The organism is Pseudomonas sp. B14-6, assembly GCF_013260315.1.
Classification (GTDB): Bacteria; Pseudomonadota; Gammaproteobacteria; order Pseudomonadales; family Pseudomonadaceae; genus Aquipseudomonas; species Aquipseudomonas mandelii.
Map to the genome: position 1 here is coordinate 3,921,462 of NZ_CP053929.1, position 16,577 is coordinate 3,938,038.

The 16,577-nt window shown below is 54.4% G+C and carries 16 protein-coding genes and 1 tRNA gene; 16 read left to right on the top strand and 1 reads right to left on the bottom strand.

What is annotated here, in order from left to right:
* Positions 1-13: 13 nt before the first annotated feature.
* The 8 genes from HP062_RS18035 to HP062_RS18070 all read left to right on the top strand — a co-directional run bounded on the left by HP062_RS18035 (position 14) and on the right by HP062_RS18070 (position 9,287).
* A tRNA-Ile gene (locus HP062_RS18035) sits at positions 14-90 on the top strand.
* A gap of 125 nt (positions 91-215) precedes the next feature.
* Positions 216-1,289: a site-specific integrase gene (locus HP062_RS18040; protein ID WP_172791809.1), complete on the top strand. Its 1,074-nt coding sequence runs from the start codon at positions 216-218 to the stop codon at positions 1,287-1,289.
* A 609-nt stretch (positions 1,290-1,898) separates the two neighbouring features.
* Complete coding sequence (locus HP062_RS18045) at positions 1,899-3,719, top strand: hypothetical protein (RefSeq protein WP_172791810.1); 1,821 nt, start codon at positions 1,899-1,901, stop codon at positions 3,717-3,719.
* Positions 3,716-4,801: a hypothetical protein gene (locus HP062_RS18050; protein WP_172791811.1), complete on the top strand. Its 1,086-nt coding sequence runs from the start codon at positions 3,716-3,718 to the stop codon at positions 4,799-4,801. The genes HP062_RS18045 and HP062_RS18050 overlap by 4 nt, the downstream gene beginning before the upstream one ends.
* On the top strand, positions 4,794-5,495 hold the full coding sequence (gene rpiA / locus HP062_RS18055) for a ribose-5-phosphate isomerase RpiA (protein WP_172791812.1): 702 nt from the start codon (positions 4,794-4,796) through the stop codon (positions 5,493-5,495). Before HP062_RS18050 ends, rpiA begins: the two co-directional genes overlap by 8 nt.
* Entirely contained in the window at positions 5,492-6,553 is a 1,062-nt protein-coding gene (locus tag HP062_RS18060; protein WP_172791813.1) for an LOG family protein, read from the top strand. Before rpiA ends, HP062_RS18060 begins: the two co-directional genes overlap by 4 nt.
* A gap of 39 nt (positions 6,554-6,592) precedes the next feature.
* Positions 6,593-7,735, top strand: coding sequence for an endonuclease/exonuclease/phosphatase family protein (locus HP062_RS18065; protein ID WP_218585107.1), 1,143 nt, complete (start codon positions 6,593-6,595; stop codon positions 7,733-7,735).
* A 178-nt stretch (positions 7,736-7,913) separates the two neighbouring features.
* Positions 7,914-9,287: a transposase gene (locus HP062_RS18070; protein ID WP_172791814.1), complete on the top strand. Its 1,374-nt coding sequence runs from the start codon at positions 7,914-7,916 to the stop codon at positions 9,285-9,287.
* Between the two features lie 425 nt (positions 9,288-9,712).
* On the opposite strand, the gene HP062_RS18075 is transcribed toward HP062_RS18070, so the two are convergent.
* Positions 9,713-10,735, bottom strand: a complete 1,023-nt coding sequence (locus HP062_RS18075; protein ID WP_172791815.1) for a hypothetical protein — start codon at positions 10,733-10,735, stop codon at positions 9,713-9,715.
* 44 nt (positions 10,736-10,779) lie between these two features.
* On the opposite strand from HP062_RS18075, the gene HP062_RS18080 reads away from it, so the two are divergent.
* From HP062_RS18080 to HP062_RS18115, 8 genes are all read left to right on the top strand, one after another.
* Positions 10,780-11,247: a hypothetical protein gene (locus HP062_RS18080; protein WP_172791816.1), complete on the top strand. Its 468-nt coding sequence runs from the start codon at positions 10,780-10,782 to the stop codon at positions 11,245-11,247.
* A 343-nt stretch (positions 11,248-11,590) separates the two neighbouring features.
* On the top strand, positions 11,591-11,833 hold the full coding sequence (locus HP062_RS18085) for a plasmid-related protein (protein WP_306163352.1): 243 nt from the start codon (positions 11,591-11,593) through the stop codon (positions 11,831-11,833).
* Positions 11,834-12,632: 799 nt separating this feature from the next.
* On the top strand, positions 12,633-12,908 hold the full coding sequence (locus tag HP062_RS18090; protein WP_172791817.1) for a hypothetical protein: 276 nt from the start codon (positions 12,633-12,635) through the stop codon (positions 12,906-12,908).
* Between the two features lie 17 nt (positions 12,909-12,925).
* Positions 12,926-13,180 carry a hypothetical protein gene (locus HP062_RS18095; RefSeq protein WP_172791818.1) on the top strand — a complete coding sequence of 85 codons (255 nt, stop codon included), beginning with the start codon at positions 12,926-12,928 and terminating at the stop codon, positions 13,178-13,180.
* A 324-nt stretch (positions 13,181-13,504) separates the two neighbouring features.
* Entirely contained in the window at positions 13,505-13,987 is a 483-nt protein-coding gene (locus tag HP062_RS18100; protein WP_172791819.1) for a hypothetical protein, read from the top strand.
* Positions 13,984-14,247, top strand: a complete 264-nt coding sequence (locus tag HP062_RS18105) for an EexN family lipoprotein (protein WP_172791820.1) — start codon at positions 13,984-13,986, stop codon at positions 14,245-14,247. Before HP062_RS18100 ends, HP062_RS18105 begins: the two co-directional genes overlap by 4 nt.
* 1 nt (position 14,248) lies before the next feature.
* Positions 14,249-15,325: a type IV secretion system protein gene (locus tag HP062_RS18110; protein WP_172791821.1), complete on the top strand. Its 1,077-nt coding sequence runs from the start codon at positions 14,249-14,251 to the stop codon at positions 15,323-15,325.
* Positions 15,326-16,139: 814 nt separating this feature from the next.
* Positions 16,140-16,412, top strand: a complete 273-nt coding sequence (locus HP062_RS18115) for an antitoxin VbhA family protein (RefSeq protein ID WP_172791822.1) — start codon at positions 16,140-16,142, stop codon at positions 16,410-16,412.
* Positions 16,413-16,577: the final 165 nt, after the last annotated feature.

Here is a 16,577-nt window from a genome sequence, read left to right on the forward strand (position 1 = left end):
CGCGGCCTACTGAGGGCCTATAGCTCAGTTGGTTAGAGCAGAGGACTCATAATCCTTTGGTCCACGGTTCAAGTCCGTGTGGGCCCACCATACTCAAAGCCGCGCATTGCGCGGCTTTCGCGTTTTCGGGTGGACCACCACAGATACAGTCCTATGGTCCAAGGGTACAGATTAGGTACAGTGCTGGTTCGCCAGCCGCCTAGGAGCACCCTCTCATGGCAACTCTCGTCAAAACTCCTTCCGGCACCTGGAAGGCTCTGATTCGTAAAACTGGCTGGCCCACCGTCGCCAAAACCTTCCGCACCAAGCGTGATGCGGAGGACTGGTCTCGGCGCACCGAAGACGAAATGGTCAGAGGTGCGTACATCCAGCGCAGCGGCTCTGAGCGCACGACGCTGGAAGCAGCCCTCAAGCGCTACCTGAGCGACATTACCCCCACCAAGAAGCCCACCACTCAGCGTGGCGAAACCTCGAAAGCCAAGAAGCTCATCGAGCACCTGGGCAAGTACTCATTGGCTGCCCTCTCCGCCGAAATCATCGCTGGCTATCGCGACAAGCGTCTGAACGAACCCAGCCGCAATGGGAACATCAGCAACAACACCGTGCGTCTCGAACTTGCGCTATTGAGCCACCTGTACACGGTAGCGATTCAGGAATGGGGTTTGGGTCTGACGTTCAACCCAGTGCTGAACATCCGCAAGCCGAGCCCTGGGGATGGTCGTGACCGAAGATTATCGCCGGCGGAAGAACGCCTTCTGCTCGCGGCCGTGAATCGACATAGCAACCCTATGTTGGGCTGGATTGTTTGCATCGCTCTGGAAACGGGTATGCGCTCGTCAGAGATCTCATCCCTACGGCGACCCCAAGTGGATCTGGCAAAGCGTGTAATACGTCTCTCAGACACGAAGAACGACGGCTCCCGAACCGTTCCACTGAGCAAGCGCGCCACTGAAGTATTCAAAGCTGCGATGGATAACCCGGTGCGACCAATCGACTGCAATCTGGTGTTTTTCGGTGAGCCTGGAAAGGACGGGAAGCGTCGGCCGTATACCTTCACCAAAATTTGGGGTCAGCTGAAGAAGAAGCTCGATCTACCTGACTTCAGATTTCACGACCTGCGTCACGAAGCAGTGAGTCGGCTTGTCGAAGGCGGACTGTCCGACCAGGAGGTATCAGCTATCAGTGGGCATAAATCGATGCAGATGCTTAAGCGTTACACACACCTGCGAGCCGAAGACCTCGTCAGTAAACTGGACAAAATAACGAGACCTGGCGCTGAAGCTTACTAATTTAAGACGGGGGATTTTGGCCACGTCCCCCCTCACCTCCGGAGCTTTTCTGTATGCGAAATTGCACTCCACTTGACCACCTGACTGCAGACCAGCACGCTTCGTGACCATGAGCGGCGGAGAGCTGCGCATTGCTGCCGGTCGTGACCGGCAGAAATCGACCCATTGCAGACGGTGGCGACGCCAATAAAGCGGCCCCGTTCACCTCGGACCGCCCTCTCGCCGCTGATGAGCCTGCGGCCGAACGCTGGACCCCGCTCGAGCTGAGCCAGCTCTTCCTACAGCGCCTAGGCCGTGTTGAGTGACCCCCCAAATGCTGAACAACCCTGGACTCTCTCCGCTGGAAGAGCTCGGCCTTGGCCTGAAGAGCGAGGCGATCAAGGCGGTTAGTGAGCGGGTCCTAGCCTAGCAGTATCAGCTCTTGCTTGCCAAAAGGCGAAGTTCCTCCTATACCACAGTTGGGTGAAATAGTCCGAATGCCACGGTCTGCTTGCTGGCTTCGGACATACTCGCGGAGTCGAACTTACTTACCACCCCTTTGCATTGGCCGGGACAGGCAAGGAGTCGCTTGGATTAAGGTTCGATCGTAACTGCGCCTGGAGGTTTACGATGCAAATAATCGAACGTGAGTTCAGTGTCGGCGAATTTCGGCGCATTGCGCTTGAAGAGGCAAAGCGTCAGCTCACGCGAGCGCGCGAAGATGCCGAGCGAGCGGCCGCAGGTGGCTTTGTGCGCCGAGTGCCGCCGCCAATTCTTAAGTTGTCGTCCCTCGACGAATTCGCTGCCGACATCACTGCATTAGCGCAGGAGACGGCAGAGAAGTTTCCCGATCTGACGGCACTAGTTCAGAAAACGGAAAGTCTCACACTAGTCCTGCTACGCGCAGACTCCGCAGAGGTGTTGCTTGACACGTACAGGAGATTGCTCACGACTTATCGACTGATAAGTGATGAGCCCAGCAAACCGGACGCGTTTTCGCTGTACACGAGGAATGGCGTTATCGTTTTGGCTTCAGAAGCATTGGCAGACGATCCCGACGGCGCCCCGTCCTGGGCAGTGGAGTCGGACCGTGCCGATCAAACCTTCGTCGCGCGGGTCTCCAATCTCATCGCCGCTAGCCGTCGCGCGGGAAGAGCCTTATCGCAGGATGAACACTCTGCGGTGCTTGGCGCATACCGGCTGCTCGACAAAGGAGCGCGAGTCCCCTCGGCATACCGCGGCATTGGCCTCTACGGCTTTCGTCAACACCAAACCAATCTCTCAATCGCTAATCCAGGTGATGGGCACATTACGGTGACGTGCGCCTCGTCCCAGCTTTTGGACGGTGTTTTCATCCATGTCGAACACATCGACCGGGATGGCGAGCGAGATCGCGAAAAGCTCGAACCATATCGATTACCGGCCTCGATCAACACCGCACGCGTTCGTCTTCACGCCGGATCCTCGGCGGCATGTACAGCGTACGTAGGGCGTCCAGTATTCGAGAGCGGTGATGTCAAGCGCGACATGCTGAAGTCAGTGCATATGACGGCCAGCGCTTGTACCGCGATGTTTGCCAATGGCATCGCTGACTGCAAAATCGGCATCGAGCGGATGAAGGCGAGCGAAGCAGTGGCATTCATGCGCGCCGTCGCCGGCAATGTCGTGCGCGATCAGACACGCCAATATCTTTCCGGCGCTTTCAATATCAACCTGCCTCAGATCGACGATCGGGGTGACCAGCTCAAGACAATTACAGACCGGTTAGAGATCGCGCGCTTGGGCATTGAGCTTGCGGTCGAGGGCAGGTTCGAAAAAGTTGCTTGGGATGGATCGTCGAACCTGGAGCCCAGTGTCCCAATCGTCGAGCAGATGCCCTACGAGCAATTGCTTGAACTTGTCCACATCGCTCACGAGCGCGGCCTAGAGACTTATGTCTCCGCCGGTTTACAGCCTCACCATATGCAGGCGTGCGTGCATGTCGGCGTAGATGGCGTAGGCATTGGCACCAGCCTCCATGACTACAATCCCGCTTCTGGTCTGCGCGGCCAGCTTAAGGCCGAACGCGTGCGTGAAGTTCTGACTGTGCGCGACGCGGCAGCTGCCGACTCCCTGGGCCGGGGCGCGCGACTCTTGGCCCGCATGGATCGATTGTTTTTCGAAGGCACATTGCCTATCGCCCTCGAAGCGCAGCGGCAAAACCTCTTCCAAGCCATGCTCGCGCGTGACGAAGTTTTGATCGCATCTATTGCTGACGATGTTGGTGAACCGTCACCAGTTGAGCCAGGGCATGATCATCCGGTCATGGAACAAGCCAAGCGTGTTTTGGCGAGTTCGCGGACTCAGACCGTCGGCAGCGAACGTGACAAAGCCTGGCCGCAATTCGTCGAGTCCGTACGTGAGCTGGTTGACCGGCAAGACATTCAGCAACTCTATGAGACATTGCCATGACTGAGATTGGTAAGCGCGGCGTCTACGAGGGCACGGATAAGGAAGGGCATCACTGGAGCTTTCCGAGGCACGTGGACCCTGCCATCGATGGGACGAAATTGGCGGAACATCATCAGCCCATTTTCGACGTCCGCGCGAACAATGACAGTGTGCCGGTCGCCGAATTTGACGTCATCATAGAGGCGGCGGTTCCGCCGGACGTTCTGCGGCGTATTGAGCGGACAATTGAGTCCGGCAAGCTGCTCGCGGCGCGCGGTTTGGCGGATACACCGCCAATCAGTGAGACCGACTGGCGCCGCGGCATGATTCTGTCGTGGTCGCATGCGCGCGATCTCGTCGTCGTGCACGATGCTTTGGGTCATCCCCGTGATGTCAAGGGACATGACGTCGACGAAGTTGTGCTGGCCAAGCATCTTCAGACGCTGCTCGCTGACGCCTCGGGCGTCGACCAATGGTATCGCGATTATGTCAACTCGCTTGATGAGGGCGCGTGGGTCAATGTTGGGTTCTTCAACCCACACATATCCGCCAGCCTTTACAAATGGGGCGATGACAAAAGCGGTGTCCAGAATGCGATGGACGCACACCGTCTAGCTGCGCACCATCAGGGCAGTACGGAACATCCCCTACATTGGGTGGAGCGGGCCGTGAACTTCGTTGTGCATCATATTCCGCGTGAGCATTTGGGCATCCGCCACGAACCGCGTGGCAACTGGTCTGATCTTGAAAGGCGGCTTGCTGAGGATCCAGCCATCAAGAATGCAACTATTGGCAAGGTTATCGCGCGCGATGCTGCCAAGCTATTCGAGCTGCTGGAGCAGGAGGGGAAGGTCATTCCCTGGCAACTGCTGAAACTGTCGCACGACACCGTAACGCCATCGATGATCGAGCACGCGCATTTGCTGGTTCTAGCGACTAGGCAGAACACCGCAGCGAAGGACGTCGAAGAGCTGGAACCACGCCGGCTGGAGAATGCGCATGCATTATTGCGGCGGCTACCGCTGGAGATAGAGGCGGCCAAACGCGAGGGGCAGCACGCGCTAGCAGCGCAATACCAAACTTGGCTTGCCGAACATGGCTGACTTGGAGGCGGAAAAGGCACGCGCCGCCAAGAGAGCGGTGGAAGAGGTCCGTGACGGCATGCTCATTGGCCTAGGCACGGGATCGACTGCCGCCTACGCCATTCGTGAATTGGGTGCGCGCGTCAAGGCGGGACTGAAGATAGACGTGGTGGCTACCTCAACGGCCGCTGACAAACTTGCGCGCGAGGCTGGACTCGCCCCACTCGATTTCGGTGGCGTGGCGAGGGTCGACATTACCATCGACGGTGCAGATCGCATTAATCCGAATCTAGAGGCGATCAAGGGCGGTGGCGGAGCGCTGCTGCGCGAGAAAATCGTCGGCGCGGCGTCAGATCGCCTGATAATCATCGTCGATTCGAGCAAGCCGGTTGAGTTGCTGGGCGGATTTCCGTTACCGCTCGAAGTGCTGCCTTTCGCTCATGCATGGGTTACGCGGGCGATCACCGATATAGGGGCTAAAGTGCGATTGCGCCGCCAAGGCAATGGTGAGCCTTTCCTGACCGATCAGGGCAACCTCATCCTTGATGTCGATTTGGGGGAAATCGAGGCGCCAGTTGCATTGGCCAATCAGCTAGATCTGATACCCGGCATTATTGAGCACGGACTTTTTGTGTCAGAAATCGACTGCGCCATCATCGGGCGCGGCGATCAGGTGGACATCGTTTACAAGTCAGACTGCAGGGGCAAGTCATGAAAAGAGAACGCGAGAAACTACCATTTCAGCCAATCCGCTCTGAACTTTACACGTCCACCGAGCTTTCCCAGGGATTTGATCCAAAGGATCCAGAGTGCATGATGCGCATGGCGGATTTTCAGACCTTCAACTATTTCGTCAAAGAAGGCCGCGCGACGCCATCGGATCCGTACGCCGGCATGATGGAGGCGCTACACGACAACTCGATCCTGCAATCGATGTTCGACTTCCTGACGGGGCGAGATCGTGTCGCGGCAATCATGGGCGGTCACCGCGAACAACGCGGCTCATCCGTCTACCGGGCCGTGGTCGCACTCGCAAAGCGACTGACTGAAGAGGGTTTCCTCATGGCCAGCGGCGGCGGCCCTGGCGCCATGGAGGCGACGCACCTTGGCGCGCTAATGGCGGGGAAAGAATCAGGTGAGGTCGAAGACGCGATTGGATTACTCATGACGCAGCCGACGCTCCCGCTCAACGCTAGCGACGTTGTGAAAGTGCTACCTGATGGGAGTATCTCCGTTGACAAAACCATTCTCGCCGCGCTTCACAAATGGTCCGCGCCTGCACACGAACTGATGGCGAGAATCGCTAAACCAGGAGAGAGTTTGGCGGTGCCGACTTGGCACTACGGCCATGAACCGGTGACGCCGCTGGCCAGTCATGCCGCCAAGTATTTCCAGAACAGTGTAAGAGAGGATGTGCTGCTGCTGCTCGCTGCACAGGGCATCATTTTCGCGGAAGGCCGTGCGGGTACGGTGCAAGAAATCTTCCAGGACGCGGCGCAGAATTACTATCCCGCGCCAGATGCTGGCTTTAGCCCAATGATCTTCTTCAACCACAACGAGTTTTGGACTAAAACCCTCCCGGTGAAGCCTTTGCTGGAGGGGCTTTTTATATTGGGCAAGCGCGACAAGGAGTTCGCGGCCAGCTCTCTTTTCACCGAAGATCTCGACGAGATAGTGAAGTTCCTCACCGACCGAGTTCCAAATTCAAAGGTGCTGTTCGATGAGCGCGCGCGTCAATTGGGTATGCGGGCACTTCAGTTACAAGCCGTCTAAAACTAAACACGAAAGCGATCATCCCATCGGGAGGGGATCATGAAAAGCTACCGGGTCGCAAGCTTCAATGTCGAAAATCTCCTGCATCCCGGCGTCTACTACACCGGCAGAGATGATTCCGCGCCATATGACGGCGCGCTGTTTGATCAGAAGATCAGATGGATCGGCTCGATTCTAGACGAAGCGCGCGCCGATCTCGTGGGCTTTCAGGAGGTATTCAGCTATGAGGCTATTAAGTCCGCTGTCGCGGCTTCACGTCATCTGAACGGCGCTATGATCGTGGCGCCCGGAATAGAGGCGGGCGAGAACATTAGGCCGCGCGCAGCTGGCGGGATGGAGGCGTCAGGACCGAACCTCGCATTGGCGAGCAGATTCCCCGTGCTTTCCGCCGAAGCTATCACTGATTTTCCGGCTACCGTGAATCTCACGATTCCGTTGGAGCTTAATGGGGTCGTCAAATCGGAGACGAAGCTAAACGTTCATCGTTTCGAGCGACCAATCTTGAAAGCGCGAGTCACTCTGCCGGGTGGCGTCAATGCTACCGTTCTCGTTGCGCATCTGAAGTCCAAGCGGCCGAAGTTTCTTGAAGGTGAGAACCCGGCGGATCCAGTGGTGCAGGCGCTTGGACGCATTCGTTCGCTGATTGTGCGTAGTATGGAAGCGGTTGCGCTTCGCGCCATCGTCGTCAATATCCTCGACAACCTGGATGGTGAGGTAGGCGAGCCACTCATCCTGTTCGGTGATCTAAACGACGATGTGAGCTCCGTGACTACACAGACAGTCGCCGGCGAAGAGCCAGCTCAGTTTCTTCGGCCGGAGATCAGGCGCAGAGATTGGGACATTCAGCTCTATAGTGTGCACGACCTGCAGGAGGCCCTCAGCTATCGCGATGTCAGCTACACCCACATCTATAATGGTCGCCATGAATTGCTCGACCACATATTCGTCAGCCAAGAGTTCGTGCGCCAGTTCCCGCAGCGGCTTGCTATAGTCGCCAATACCCGTATTTTCAATGATCATCTGCTCGACAAAAAGTGGGTGGTCGAAAATGATCGCCCGTCGATCATAATCGACGGGAAGCGAATGTGGTTGCCCTCTCTACGCTCCGATCATGGCGTACCGGTGACGGAAATTGAGATCGTCGCCCCCCTATCGACCCAAGGCGAACAGACCAAAGGGTGAAGGCGGCTGCTTGCAGGCTACCATCGTAAATATACTTGGCCACTGCCGCCACATAGGTGAACCGCCCCTGAATTTGTAAATACTCAGTGACTGCTTCTGGCCGATTCTGTTGAAAAAGTAGCTCCCCTGGCTGGCCTCCGGCAAAATCTCCGCATTGGCCAGCAGGGAAGCACGCAACATGATGGGACAGTTATCGAGTGGGCAGGAGCGGCTGTTTTACTCGTTCAACCTTGAAGATCACATTCCAGCCACTCACCTTCTGCGCAGCATTGATCGGTGTCTTGATCTGAGCGACCTGCGCCATTACCTCGCCGATTTCTATAGCCCGATTGGGCGTCCGTCGATTGATCCTGAACTGATGATCCGCATGCTGATCGTCGGCTACTGCTATGGCATCCGCTCCGAACGGCGGTTGTGCGAAGAGGCCCATTTGAACCTGGCGTATCGCTGGTTCTGCCGGTTGAGCCTTGAAGATGAAGTCCCCAACCACTCGACCTTTTCCAAAAATCGACACGGCCGTTTTCGGGACAGTGATCTGTTTCGCTGGTTGTTCAATGAAGTGCTGCGTCGCTGCATGGACGCCGGTCTGGTCAAGGGCGAAGGCTTTGCCGTGGACGCCAGCATTATCAAAGCGGATGCGAGTCGGCAGCGCGGCGTACCGGGTGGTGAACCGGTCAACTGGAGCGATCCGGTTCTGAGCACCCGCGCCGTGCGTGAGTACCTTGAGGCACTTGATGAAGAGGCTTTGGCCGAAACGCTGCCGAAGCGCCTGTCGCTGACGGATCCTCAAGCCCGCTGGACCGCTGCTCCAGGAGGCCCAGCTTTCTACGCTTACTCCACGAATTATCTGATCGATACCGAGCACGGCGTGATCATGGATGTGGAACCCACACCGGCTCATCGAACCGCAGAAGTCGAGAGCACCAAGACGATGATCGAACGGGTCGAAGCGCAGTTCGACATCAAGCCGGAGCGCCTCATTGGCGATACTGCTTACGGTACAGCGCCGATGCTGGCCTGGATGGTGGAGGAAAAAGACATCGAGCCGCATGTGCCGGTGTGGGACAAAACCGAGCGCAAGAACGACAGTTTTTCGAGCAACGATTTCCACTGGAATGAAGAGGCTGAGGAATACCGCTGCCCGGCCGGCAACCCATTGCGCAGCGAATGGCGAGCCTTCAAGAATGAGCGTTCACACGTCACCAAAGCCAACACCATTATCTTCCGATCCCGGCAGACCGACTGCGCTACGTGTCCGATGAAAGCCAAGTGCTGCCCGAACACAGCGTTCCGCAAGATCGCTCGCAGCGTCCATGAAGCCGCTCGCGATGTGGCTCGGCGCATTGCAGCAACGCCGGTATATCAGCGCTCTCGCCACGAACGTAAAAAGGTCGAAATGTTGTTTGCCCACCTCAAGCGCATCCTGAAATTGGATCGCCTGCGGCTACGTGGCATGAGTGGCGCGACGGATGAATTCACGCTGGCCGCTGCGGTGCAGAACCTGCGACGGCTGGCCAAATTTTCATCTCAAGGGCCACCAGTCACGGGATAGGTGCGCCTGCACCAAGCAAAAAACCTCAAATTAACCCAATAACAGAGCAGCAAAGGTCACCGAAGGGCCGAAAAACCACTCAATGTGGTGAGTCGGTTCTCCGGTGGTGGTCGTGCCTGAGTTCAGGCGATCTGAAAATCCGACTTTTTCAACAGAATCGGCCGTTCTCTGCCGGTCGTCGCTGCGGCGTGTGTTGGTAAAGTCGAATGCAACCGGTTAGTCGCCACGGATGCAATTGACTGGTCAGTGGCAATGCAAATGGGTGGTCAAGTCTATGCAGATGCGCACTGTAAACGTAAAATGTGTGCAGAGCCGCCTATAAAAAGGCGGCTTTTTTTGTGTCTAAAATCGCTGATCTGAACTTTTCCGAACCGTACCAGTTCACACTTCTGTCACAGCAGATCGTGTCACCGAAAGCTAGCTGGCTAAGTTGATTTCTGTCGCCTCCACTCCATCAACATAGGCGCGAATGCCATAGCGAAAACCGCACAAAGTAACCCGTTTGCAGCATCAGCAAACCCGGGGAGCTCCAATATACTGTCGACTAGCTTGGCAGCCAAACACAGAGCCAACAGGCTACTTGGCCATCGAGCATATCGAAGTGCTTCGAACCTTAGATTATCCAGCATCAAAAGGTTGAGACGGATGCTTTTATTCTCAGGTACAGGTGCCGGAACCAAATCAATAAGCTCACTTAGATCCAGGGTTCGATCAGTCTCTCTAATCGTTTCCTGTATTTTGTGCAGTCGACGTTGGTAAACGGTGTCTCTCACCAAGTCTTCAGACGGAAGGGCCGTCAGTTGATGCCATCGGAAGGATGCCACACCGTATTCCCGCAACAGTGCTACCGAAGTATAGGGTCGCTGGAGTACTTGCAGGTATCGCCCGTCTAGCAGAGCTAACCACTCATCCTGCCGCCTTGCTGGCTCTATGAGCTGAATTCGTTTGGCAGCAGGATAATTCTGCTCATCAACCCAGGCAGCAATCGGTTTATTCCCATGCGTACGCATGAACGCAACACGATGCTTACCTTCATGCGCGGTCAATATGCCCAAGGGCTTGTACCAGGTGTAAAGAGCCTTGTTGGACCATGTAAAGTTCGTCGAGTAGCTCTCAATCCTATCCGCTATCTCCTTTTCAGGAACGTCTTTAGGCTTCCCCTTGATGCTCGCGCCAAGGACATAGCGAGGATCAACAAGGGCTTTGAATCGCGCCGACTGCGATTCCTCCCAGTCGAGAAAAGGCACCACAATGCGTAGAAATGAATGCCCCCAAAAAGCGCAGGTACCACTACTGTCCATCCAGTCGTTTTGATACTCCTGCTCAAAATAATACCGGGAGCTCATATCCATCGAGAACTTGATGGTGCACAACGCCCGTGAGGCTCCCATCATCCGATCAGAGACCTCAAGGGACAGAACCTCTACCTTGTCAGCCATTTCGCTCACTTGCACACTCCCTGCTGCAACCAGAATTAGATAAGGGAACAACAATGTCGCAAGACGACGAACTATTCCACGTGCAGTTGGGCATAGACCATCCTAACTACCAAAGCGTCGCCCTCCGCCGCAGGCCTGGCTACGTAAACTACGAGGTGGTAGAGGTTGATGCAGAAAAGCTGATCTACTACTCCAACCAGGACATACGGGGCTATGTACTCGCACCAGTAGAAGATTGGCAACCCGGCAAGCGAGAAGGGATTTTTAATTTTTTGGCACCATCTGGGCCACGGGAGCAGCCCGTCGAAATGCCAGTCATCTCATTCAACGAGCGAGATGTCGTTCAATACGAACGAAAATGGCGTTTTTTTAAAAAGGCCGTCGTTCACCGTCTGAAATACATCGCTTACACAAACGGTCGCCATCGCACGCGATATCTGTATTTTGCCGGAGCAAAGCGGATACCTGTGATGTGCCATATTTCGGAGGTTGATTTATTGAAGGCCCACTGCGCGACCTAGATCCACTGCCGGTTTAGATTTTACAGAAACAAGCCACTAAGAAACCGCACTGCTCCGATCCTTTCTGAGCAGTGTGAGCATAAAAAAAACCATTTTTTACTAAAAAAGATGAAACTAACTAAAAGCCCTTGATCTACCGGGAGTTTTCGCAATTACAAAAAACCAAGATATACCATGCTGGTAGCTATATGGTGACGCACCGAATACCAAAGCTATCTATCCTGGACAATTCGTGTCACCACCAAGTTTGACAGCAACCAACTTACGCTCATAATCGTCTAACTACTCCACACATATGCAGATTACCGAGCGTTACTCAATCCGCATCAACACAGGTGAAACCATGATGAATGCTGAAGCGTATTTGGTTGAAAAATTTGGCGCACTAATGCGACTGTCTGATATAGCCGAGTTGCTCGGACGCCCAACAGACAGCGTTAGGGTTTCACTCTACTCGGACACCGACCTATCGAGAAAACTTAAACCCACCATGATACGGATCGGCCGCCGCATCTACTTCCGTACGCAGCAAGTCAATGTGGCACTACAGCTTGAAGCGCCAAAAGATGAAGAACACGTTCAATAATACTGACCTGAGGGAGATTTACTATGGGTCGGCAACGAACGATCAACGACAAGAAATTTTGGAACTCGCCCAAAATGGCTGGGCGCACTCAAGAGGACCGAGCAACTCTCGTCTATCTTTTAACATGCACGTCTAGCAACATTATTGGTAGTTACTCTATCGTTCCAAGGATTGCCGCGGCGGAGATGGGGTGGGACACGGAGTCTCAATTCATGCCGGTACTGAAACGCCTCTGTGACTCCGGATTCATAAAGTACGACGCGGAAACCAGCTTTGTGTGGGTTCGTATTTGGTGGGAGCATAACTCCCCTAAAATGGCTCTAGCACCCACGCTACGTCAAAAGTCCATCAAGCAAATCAGAGAAATGCCTGCGCACTGGATATCTGACTACCTGGGCGACATAGTGGAAAGACTGCAGGACTCCGACGAGTATCGTGAAATGCTAATCCGCGAATTCCAAGCGTCGGGTCAAAGCGGCGACAAGGAAGATAGCCCCATCTTTGACGCTACCGATGGGGTATCGATACCCCATCGGCGGCCCATAGGCAGACCAGCGGATGACTATGCATCTCAGATCAATGGAGAAAACACCACAGCTTCCAACTGCCCTGTAACCGAGGCTAGTCGACGAGGAAATCCAGACGACCAACGCTACGAAAATAGGGTTCCGATACCCTATCTATCCCATATACCTAGGGGGCTGGTAACTATAACCCTAACAATAACTATAAAAATAACACTACAACAACAGACCGTTCTCAAAGCCAAAGCGGCAACACCCTGATATTCCCTCGTGAAATGTCTCAGGCGGAGCAGGCATCAATAGCTGAAGCTCTGTTACAGGTTTCAAATGCAGACGCGCAGAAATTGCTAGACGAGATGGCGGCTGCAATTGCTTCCAAAAAAGTAAAAACAACCATTACTCAATTATTTCACGGACTTTTAAAAATTTACCATCAGGGAAAACTTCAACCTAGCAGTGGCGCAATGACCATTGCAGCAAAAAGATCGCAAAACGGCGAAGTTGGACAAGAAGCAATAGCAATTTTAAAAAGAAAGATGCTAATCAATTAAACAACGGAGTCACGACAATGCAGCTACAATTCAAGGAACTTGAAAACTATTGCGACAGCTTGGAGCACTCAGGCAGCATCCAGGTCATTTTGCTCGCGCATTATGCAAAAGGCTTCGCCCTGACTGTATCGGACGGCACAATCGAACATCCAGTAACGGATGAGCAAAACCATCCATATTGGTTTAGAACTGTCGAGATGGCACTGGATGAGCTTGCCAATATCCCCTACATATCAGACAAAATAATGATAGACCGCAAATACTGGTCATAAGCTCTACGCTGTAAAGGAGAAGCCGACTCATCAAGATTATTGAACGCAGTAAATTTAATACCCTAAGAATGCTTCGGCGTACTGGGTGCTGGGACTGAAAAGAAAGTCCCTGACAGGTGGGAACAGTAGCTCGATAGAAAGAGCCACCAGACAAGCAGCGGAAAGACGCGCCGATAGACCACATCCCAAGGACGCCACCAAGGTGTACTGGATACGGGCCTTAAATAAGCCCTGACTGGCGGGAACAGTAGCTCGATAAAAAGAGTCGCCGGACAAGCTGGAAAGACAGCCTGCGTTCGCCCTACACCTAAAAGGAGCGACACAATGATTTCCTACATCCACCTTCCGATTCTAGCCTTCTGCTCTTTTCTTCTCATTTTCATGCACCGATTCTGGGTTTGCGTTGATCGTATGGGTCACATGAAAGAGGTGTCTCGACGCGCACCATCGCTGGTCCAGCGCGATATTTTGGCCGCTGTATTTGCGATGGTGCCTTTTGCGATGGCAGTCATGGATTGGTTTGAAATAACAATGCCGCGTCAGGCGGCTCCCATCCCTCCCCTCTTTTGCGTCCTCCTATCGATTGGTTGCGTGTGCACCTGTTTGGGCATCCTGCAGAACACTCTTGATCGCCTGGCAGGTAGCTGGTCGGGAACGAGAGAAAGCGCCCTTCGCACAGTCGCAGCACTACGAATCATTGAAGCGGCGGAGCTCGCCTACGCAATGCACTTCATCCAACAGACCGAAGCGAAAGCGGCAAGCGCTGAACGGATCATCAACGCCAACCAACGCGAGGTGCGCAAATGAAAAGCCTATCGACTTTTCTGCTGATTGCGGCGTCGCTCCTTGCTGGCTGCAACGAACAAGAACCCGTTCAAACCGCCGATTGGTACAAGGCCAACACAACAGAGCGCTTGGCGATGTTGGAGAGGTGCAAAGCCAACCCCGGCGAGTTCTCTGCCACCCCGAATTGCATCAATGCATCGGCGGCAGCGAACTCAATAATCTTAGGGAACCGCGGCTACAAACAGCGCGAGCCAATCAATTTTTCTTCGCAGGAAAAATAGGATGACCACCAGAACGGGAATCTTTGAATGGATTGGCGGGAGCATGGATCAAACCCTCCAAACCTTCATCCGCCTCACATCTAGCCACGTCATTGATGACTTCACGCTGACCGTAACGCTCGGCGGAACGCTGTATCTGACCATGATGGGTTACATGATGATCACCGGTACGATTGAGCAACCAGCGTCCCATTTTTTAAAGACGTGCGGCAAATTCCTGCTTATTAGCGGATTGGCAATGAATGCCGGGACGTACATGTCGTGGGTAGTTGAGGCAATGCGCGGCCTAGAGACCGGGGTTGCCTCTGCTTTTTCAGCCACTGGCGACTCAACCGCCTCAACGTCTGTTTTTCAGGTGGTTGATAAAGCTATGTCCGATGGCTGGGCAATAGGAGCCGACATGATATCGAGGATGGGAGCTCGTCAATGGAACGAAATCGGAATGATGTTTTTTGATTTGTTAAACGCCGTGATCGTATACGCAGCGACACTCATCATTGCGGTTCCAGCAGGTGCAATGATCATCGTCGCAAAGGGAATGCTGTCGATCATGCTTGGAATCGGGCCAGTCTTCATCATGATGCTGTTGTTTGGGCAGTTCACGTCCAAGTGGTTCGATAGCTGGTTCGCCCAGGTCATCACTTACATCATGCAAATCGCGCTGGTCGTCACAGTCCTAAGCTTCGGGATCAAGTTTTTCTCCTCGTTAACTGCTGACATCTTGGCAACCCCGGCCGATTACCCGATATCCACGTTTCTGGAGCTTCTAGTTGTGACAGTCGTCGTGCTTTACATGATGCAGCAAGCCAATGCCGTTGCTGGCAGTCTTGCAGGGGGCATATCCAGCGCTGGGCTCACCCTACGCGGAATCGCAAGTGGTGCCGCCTCACCGATCACCAAAGGGCTTAACCGTCAGTCCACGCGCCGCGACATGCAGTCAGGGCAAATGGTCACTGCTGGACGTTTGAACCACCTTGCGGCCGGCAACACGGCTTGGAACCCAGCATACCGACAGCACGTCATGCAGAACATGGGGAAAAACTGGGGGGACGCTACAGGAGGCAAAGTAAATCGGTAGCCATTGACGCGCCGCTCATCAGACCTCGCTCGGCGGGGTCTTTTGTTGAGTACCTTCAACGGCTATAGCGTATGACGGGTCAAGGGGTTGGTGCGGCCCGCAGATGCGAAGCAGCGAGGACTCGGCCCCTTGACGCGGCAGTAGCGTCCAATGCTCCGTCATGGGTGCAGGGGATCAAGGCCGAAGGCCTCCCCTGCACCCTTGACGACAGAGGGCGACTCGCTCCCTTCCCGCTCGCGGGAAGGGCGGGGGATGGGCAACTTTAATAAATCGTTAACTTATTGAATTTTAGCGTTTAACTGCAAAAACAAGACAATTTCAGCGTTTGCCTTAATCGACTCGCCAAGAGCTGCAAAACGTCAAACCTGAGTTTTCACCGAAAGGCTCAATGCGATGGAACCGAGTGAAATACGATCTCTGGTAACTCCGCGCTCCACTTGGGCAACCCCTTCGGTTGCATCCCGTGTCCGAACTTGCCGGACTGGCTGCGGGGCAGGCACGGCGGGCAGAGCCCTTGACCTACCCCTAGCGATAGGCTGAGCGCTTCCTGTGGAGTCAAGGGTGCGGCTACGCCCGTCATCCTCACCCGTTCGGTGCTCGCCTTCGGCTCCGCTCCGCATGCGGCTTCCGGTGCCGCCCTTGACACCACATTCAGCAAAAACCTTGGTACTTTGATCAATGCACGCTTTCACATGTGCGAGTACCTCCATCACGTTCGTGGTTTACAAGGCGTGCTTGCGCGCAACCAGGAATGCTTCAAACCTGAATTCCTTGTTCATGAACAAGACTTCTCAAAAACTCGTCAGGAAAAAGCATGACTTCAGAAAATCATAAAACCACTCAACAGCAAGACAACGCTGTCCCCTCAGCCGGGATTGACCAGCGCAAGGAACACCAGATATCGGAGTCCGAGCAGAGCAAACGGAAGGAAATCGTGGACTTTGCCAACGCCTCAGTAAATCTGTCTGGACTTGAAGTCACTGAGGGTATGAAACGCCTCGGCGAGCGCTACATCAGCGGCGAAATTGATCTGGAGGAATTTCTAGCGATCTCGCAGCAAGAGAATGCTTCTGCCCTATCAAAGTGAGATCAGCGCCAGGCCACCGAAGCTTGAACATCTTGAGCCTCATGCCCACCAGAGGAAATCTGGTGCAAGAACAGCTCTTCCCGCTAGACAAAACCCACTAAACGACGCCTCCCCCCCTGCGGATGCCCTCCACGTCGAATCAAGAAAAGCTTGTTCATGAACAAG

Bases quoted from the DNA above. Each gene is read 5' to 3' on its own strand.
- HP062_RS18090 (WP_172791817.1), top strand. From the start codon at position 12,633: ATGTCTCAGGCGGAGCAGGCATCAATAGCTGAAGCTCTGTTACAGGTT.
- HP062_RS18045 (WP_172791810.1), top strand. From the start codon at position 1,899: ATGCAAATAATCGAACGTGAGTTCAGTGTCGGCGAATTTCGGCGCATT.
- HP062_RS18110 (WP_172791821.1), top strand. From the start codon at position 14,249: ATGACCACCAGAACGGGAATCTTTGAATGGATTGGCGGGAGCATGGAT.
- HP062_RS18060 (WP_172791813.1), top strand. From the start codon at position 5,492: ATGAAAAGAGAACGCGAGAAACTACCATTTCAGCCAATCCGCTCTGAA.
- HP062_RS18040 (WP_172791809.1), top strand. From the start codon at position 216: ATGGCAACTCTCGTCAAAACTCCTTCCGGCACCTGGAAGGCTCTGATT.
- HP062_RS18095 (WP_172791818.1), top strand. From the start codon at position 12,926: ATGCAGCTACAATTCAAGGAACTTGAAAACTATTGCGACAGCTTGGAG.
- HP062_RS18065 (WP_218585107.1), top strand. From the start codon at position 6,593: ATGAAAAGCTACCGGGTCGCAAGCTTCAATGTCGAAAATCTCCTGCAT.
- HP062_RS18100 (WP_172791819.1), top strand. From the start codon at position 13,505: ATGATTTCCTACATCCACCTTCCGATTCTAGCCTTCTGCTCTTTTCTT.
- HP062_RS18070 (WP_172791814.1), top strand. From the start codon at position 7,914: ATGATGGGACAGTTATCGAGTGGGCAGGAGCGGCTGTTTTACTCGTTC.
- HP062_RS18050 (WP_172791811.1), top strand. From the start codon at position 3,716: ATGACTGAGATTGGTAAGCGCGGCGTCTACGAGGGCACGGATAAGGAA.
- rpiA (WP_172791812.1), top strand. From the start codon at position 4,794: ATGGCTGACTTGGAGGCGGAAAAGGCACGCGCCGCCAAGAGAGCGGTG.
- HP062_RS18115 (WP_172791822.1), top strand. From the start codon at position 16,140: ATGACTTCAGAAAATCATAAAACCACTCAACAGCAAGACAACGCTGTC.
- HP062_RS18105 (WP_172791820.1), top strand. From the start codon at position 13,984: ATGAAAAGCCTATCGACTTTTCTGCTGATTGCGGCGTCGCTCCTTGCT.
- HP062_RS18085 (WP_306163352.1), top strand. From the start codon at position 11,591: ATGATGAATGCTGAAGCGTATTTGGTTGAAAAATTTGGCGCACTAATG.
- HP062_RS18080 (WP_172791816.1), top strand. From the start codon at position 10,780: ATGTCGCAAGACGACGAACTATTCCACGTGCAGTTGGGCATAGACCAT.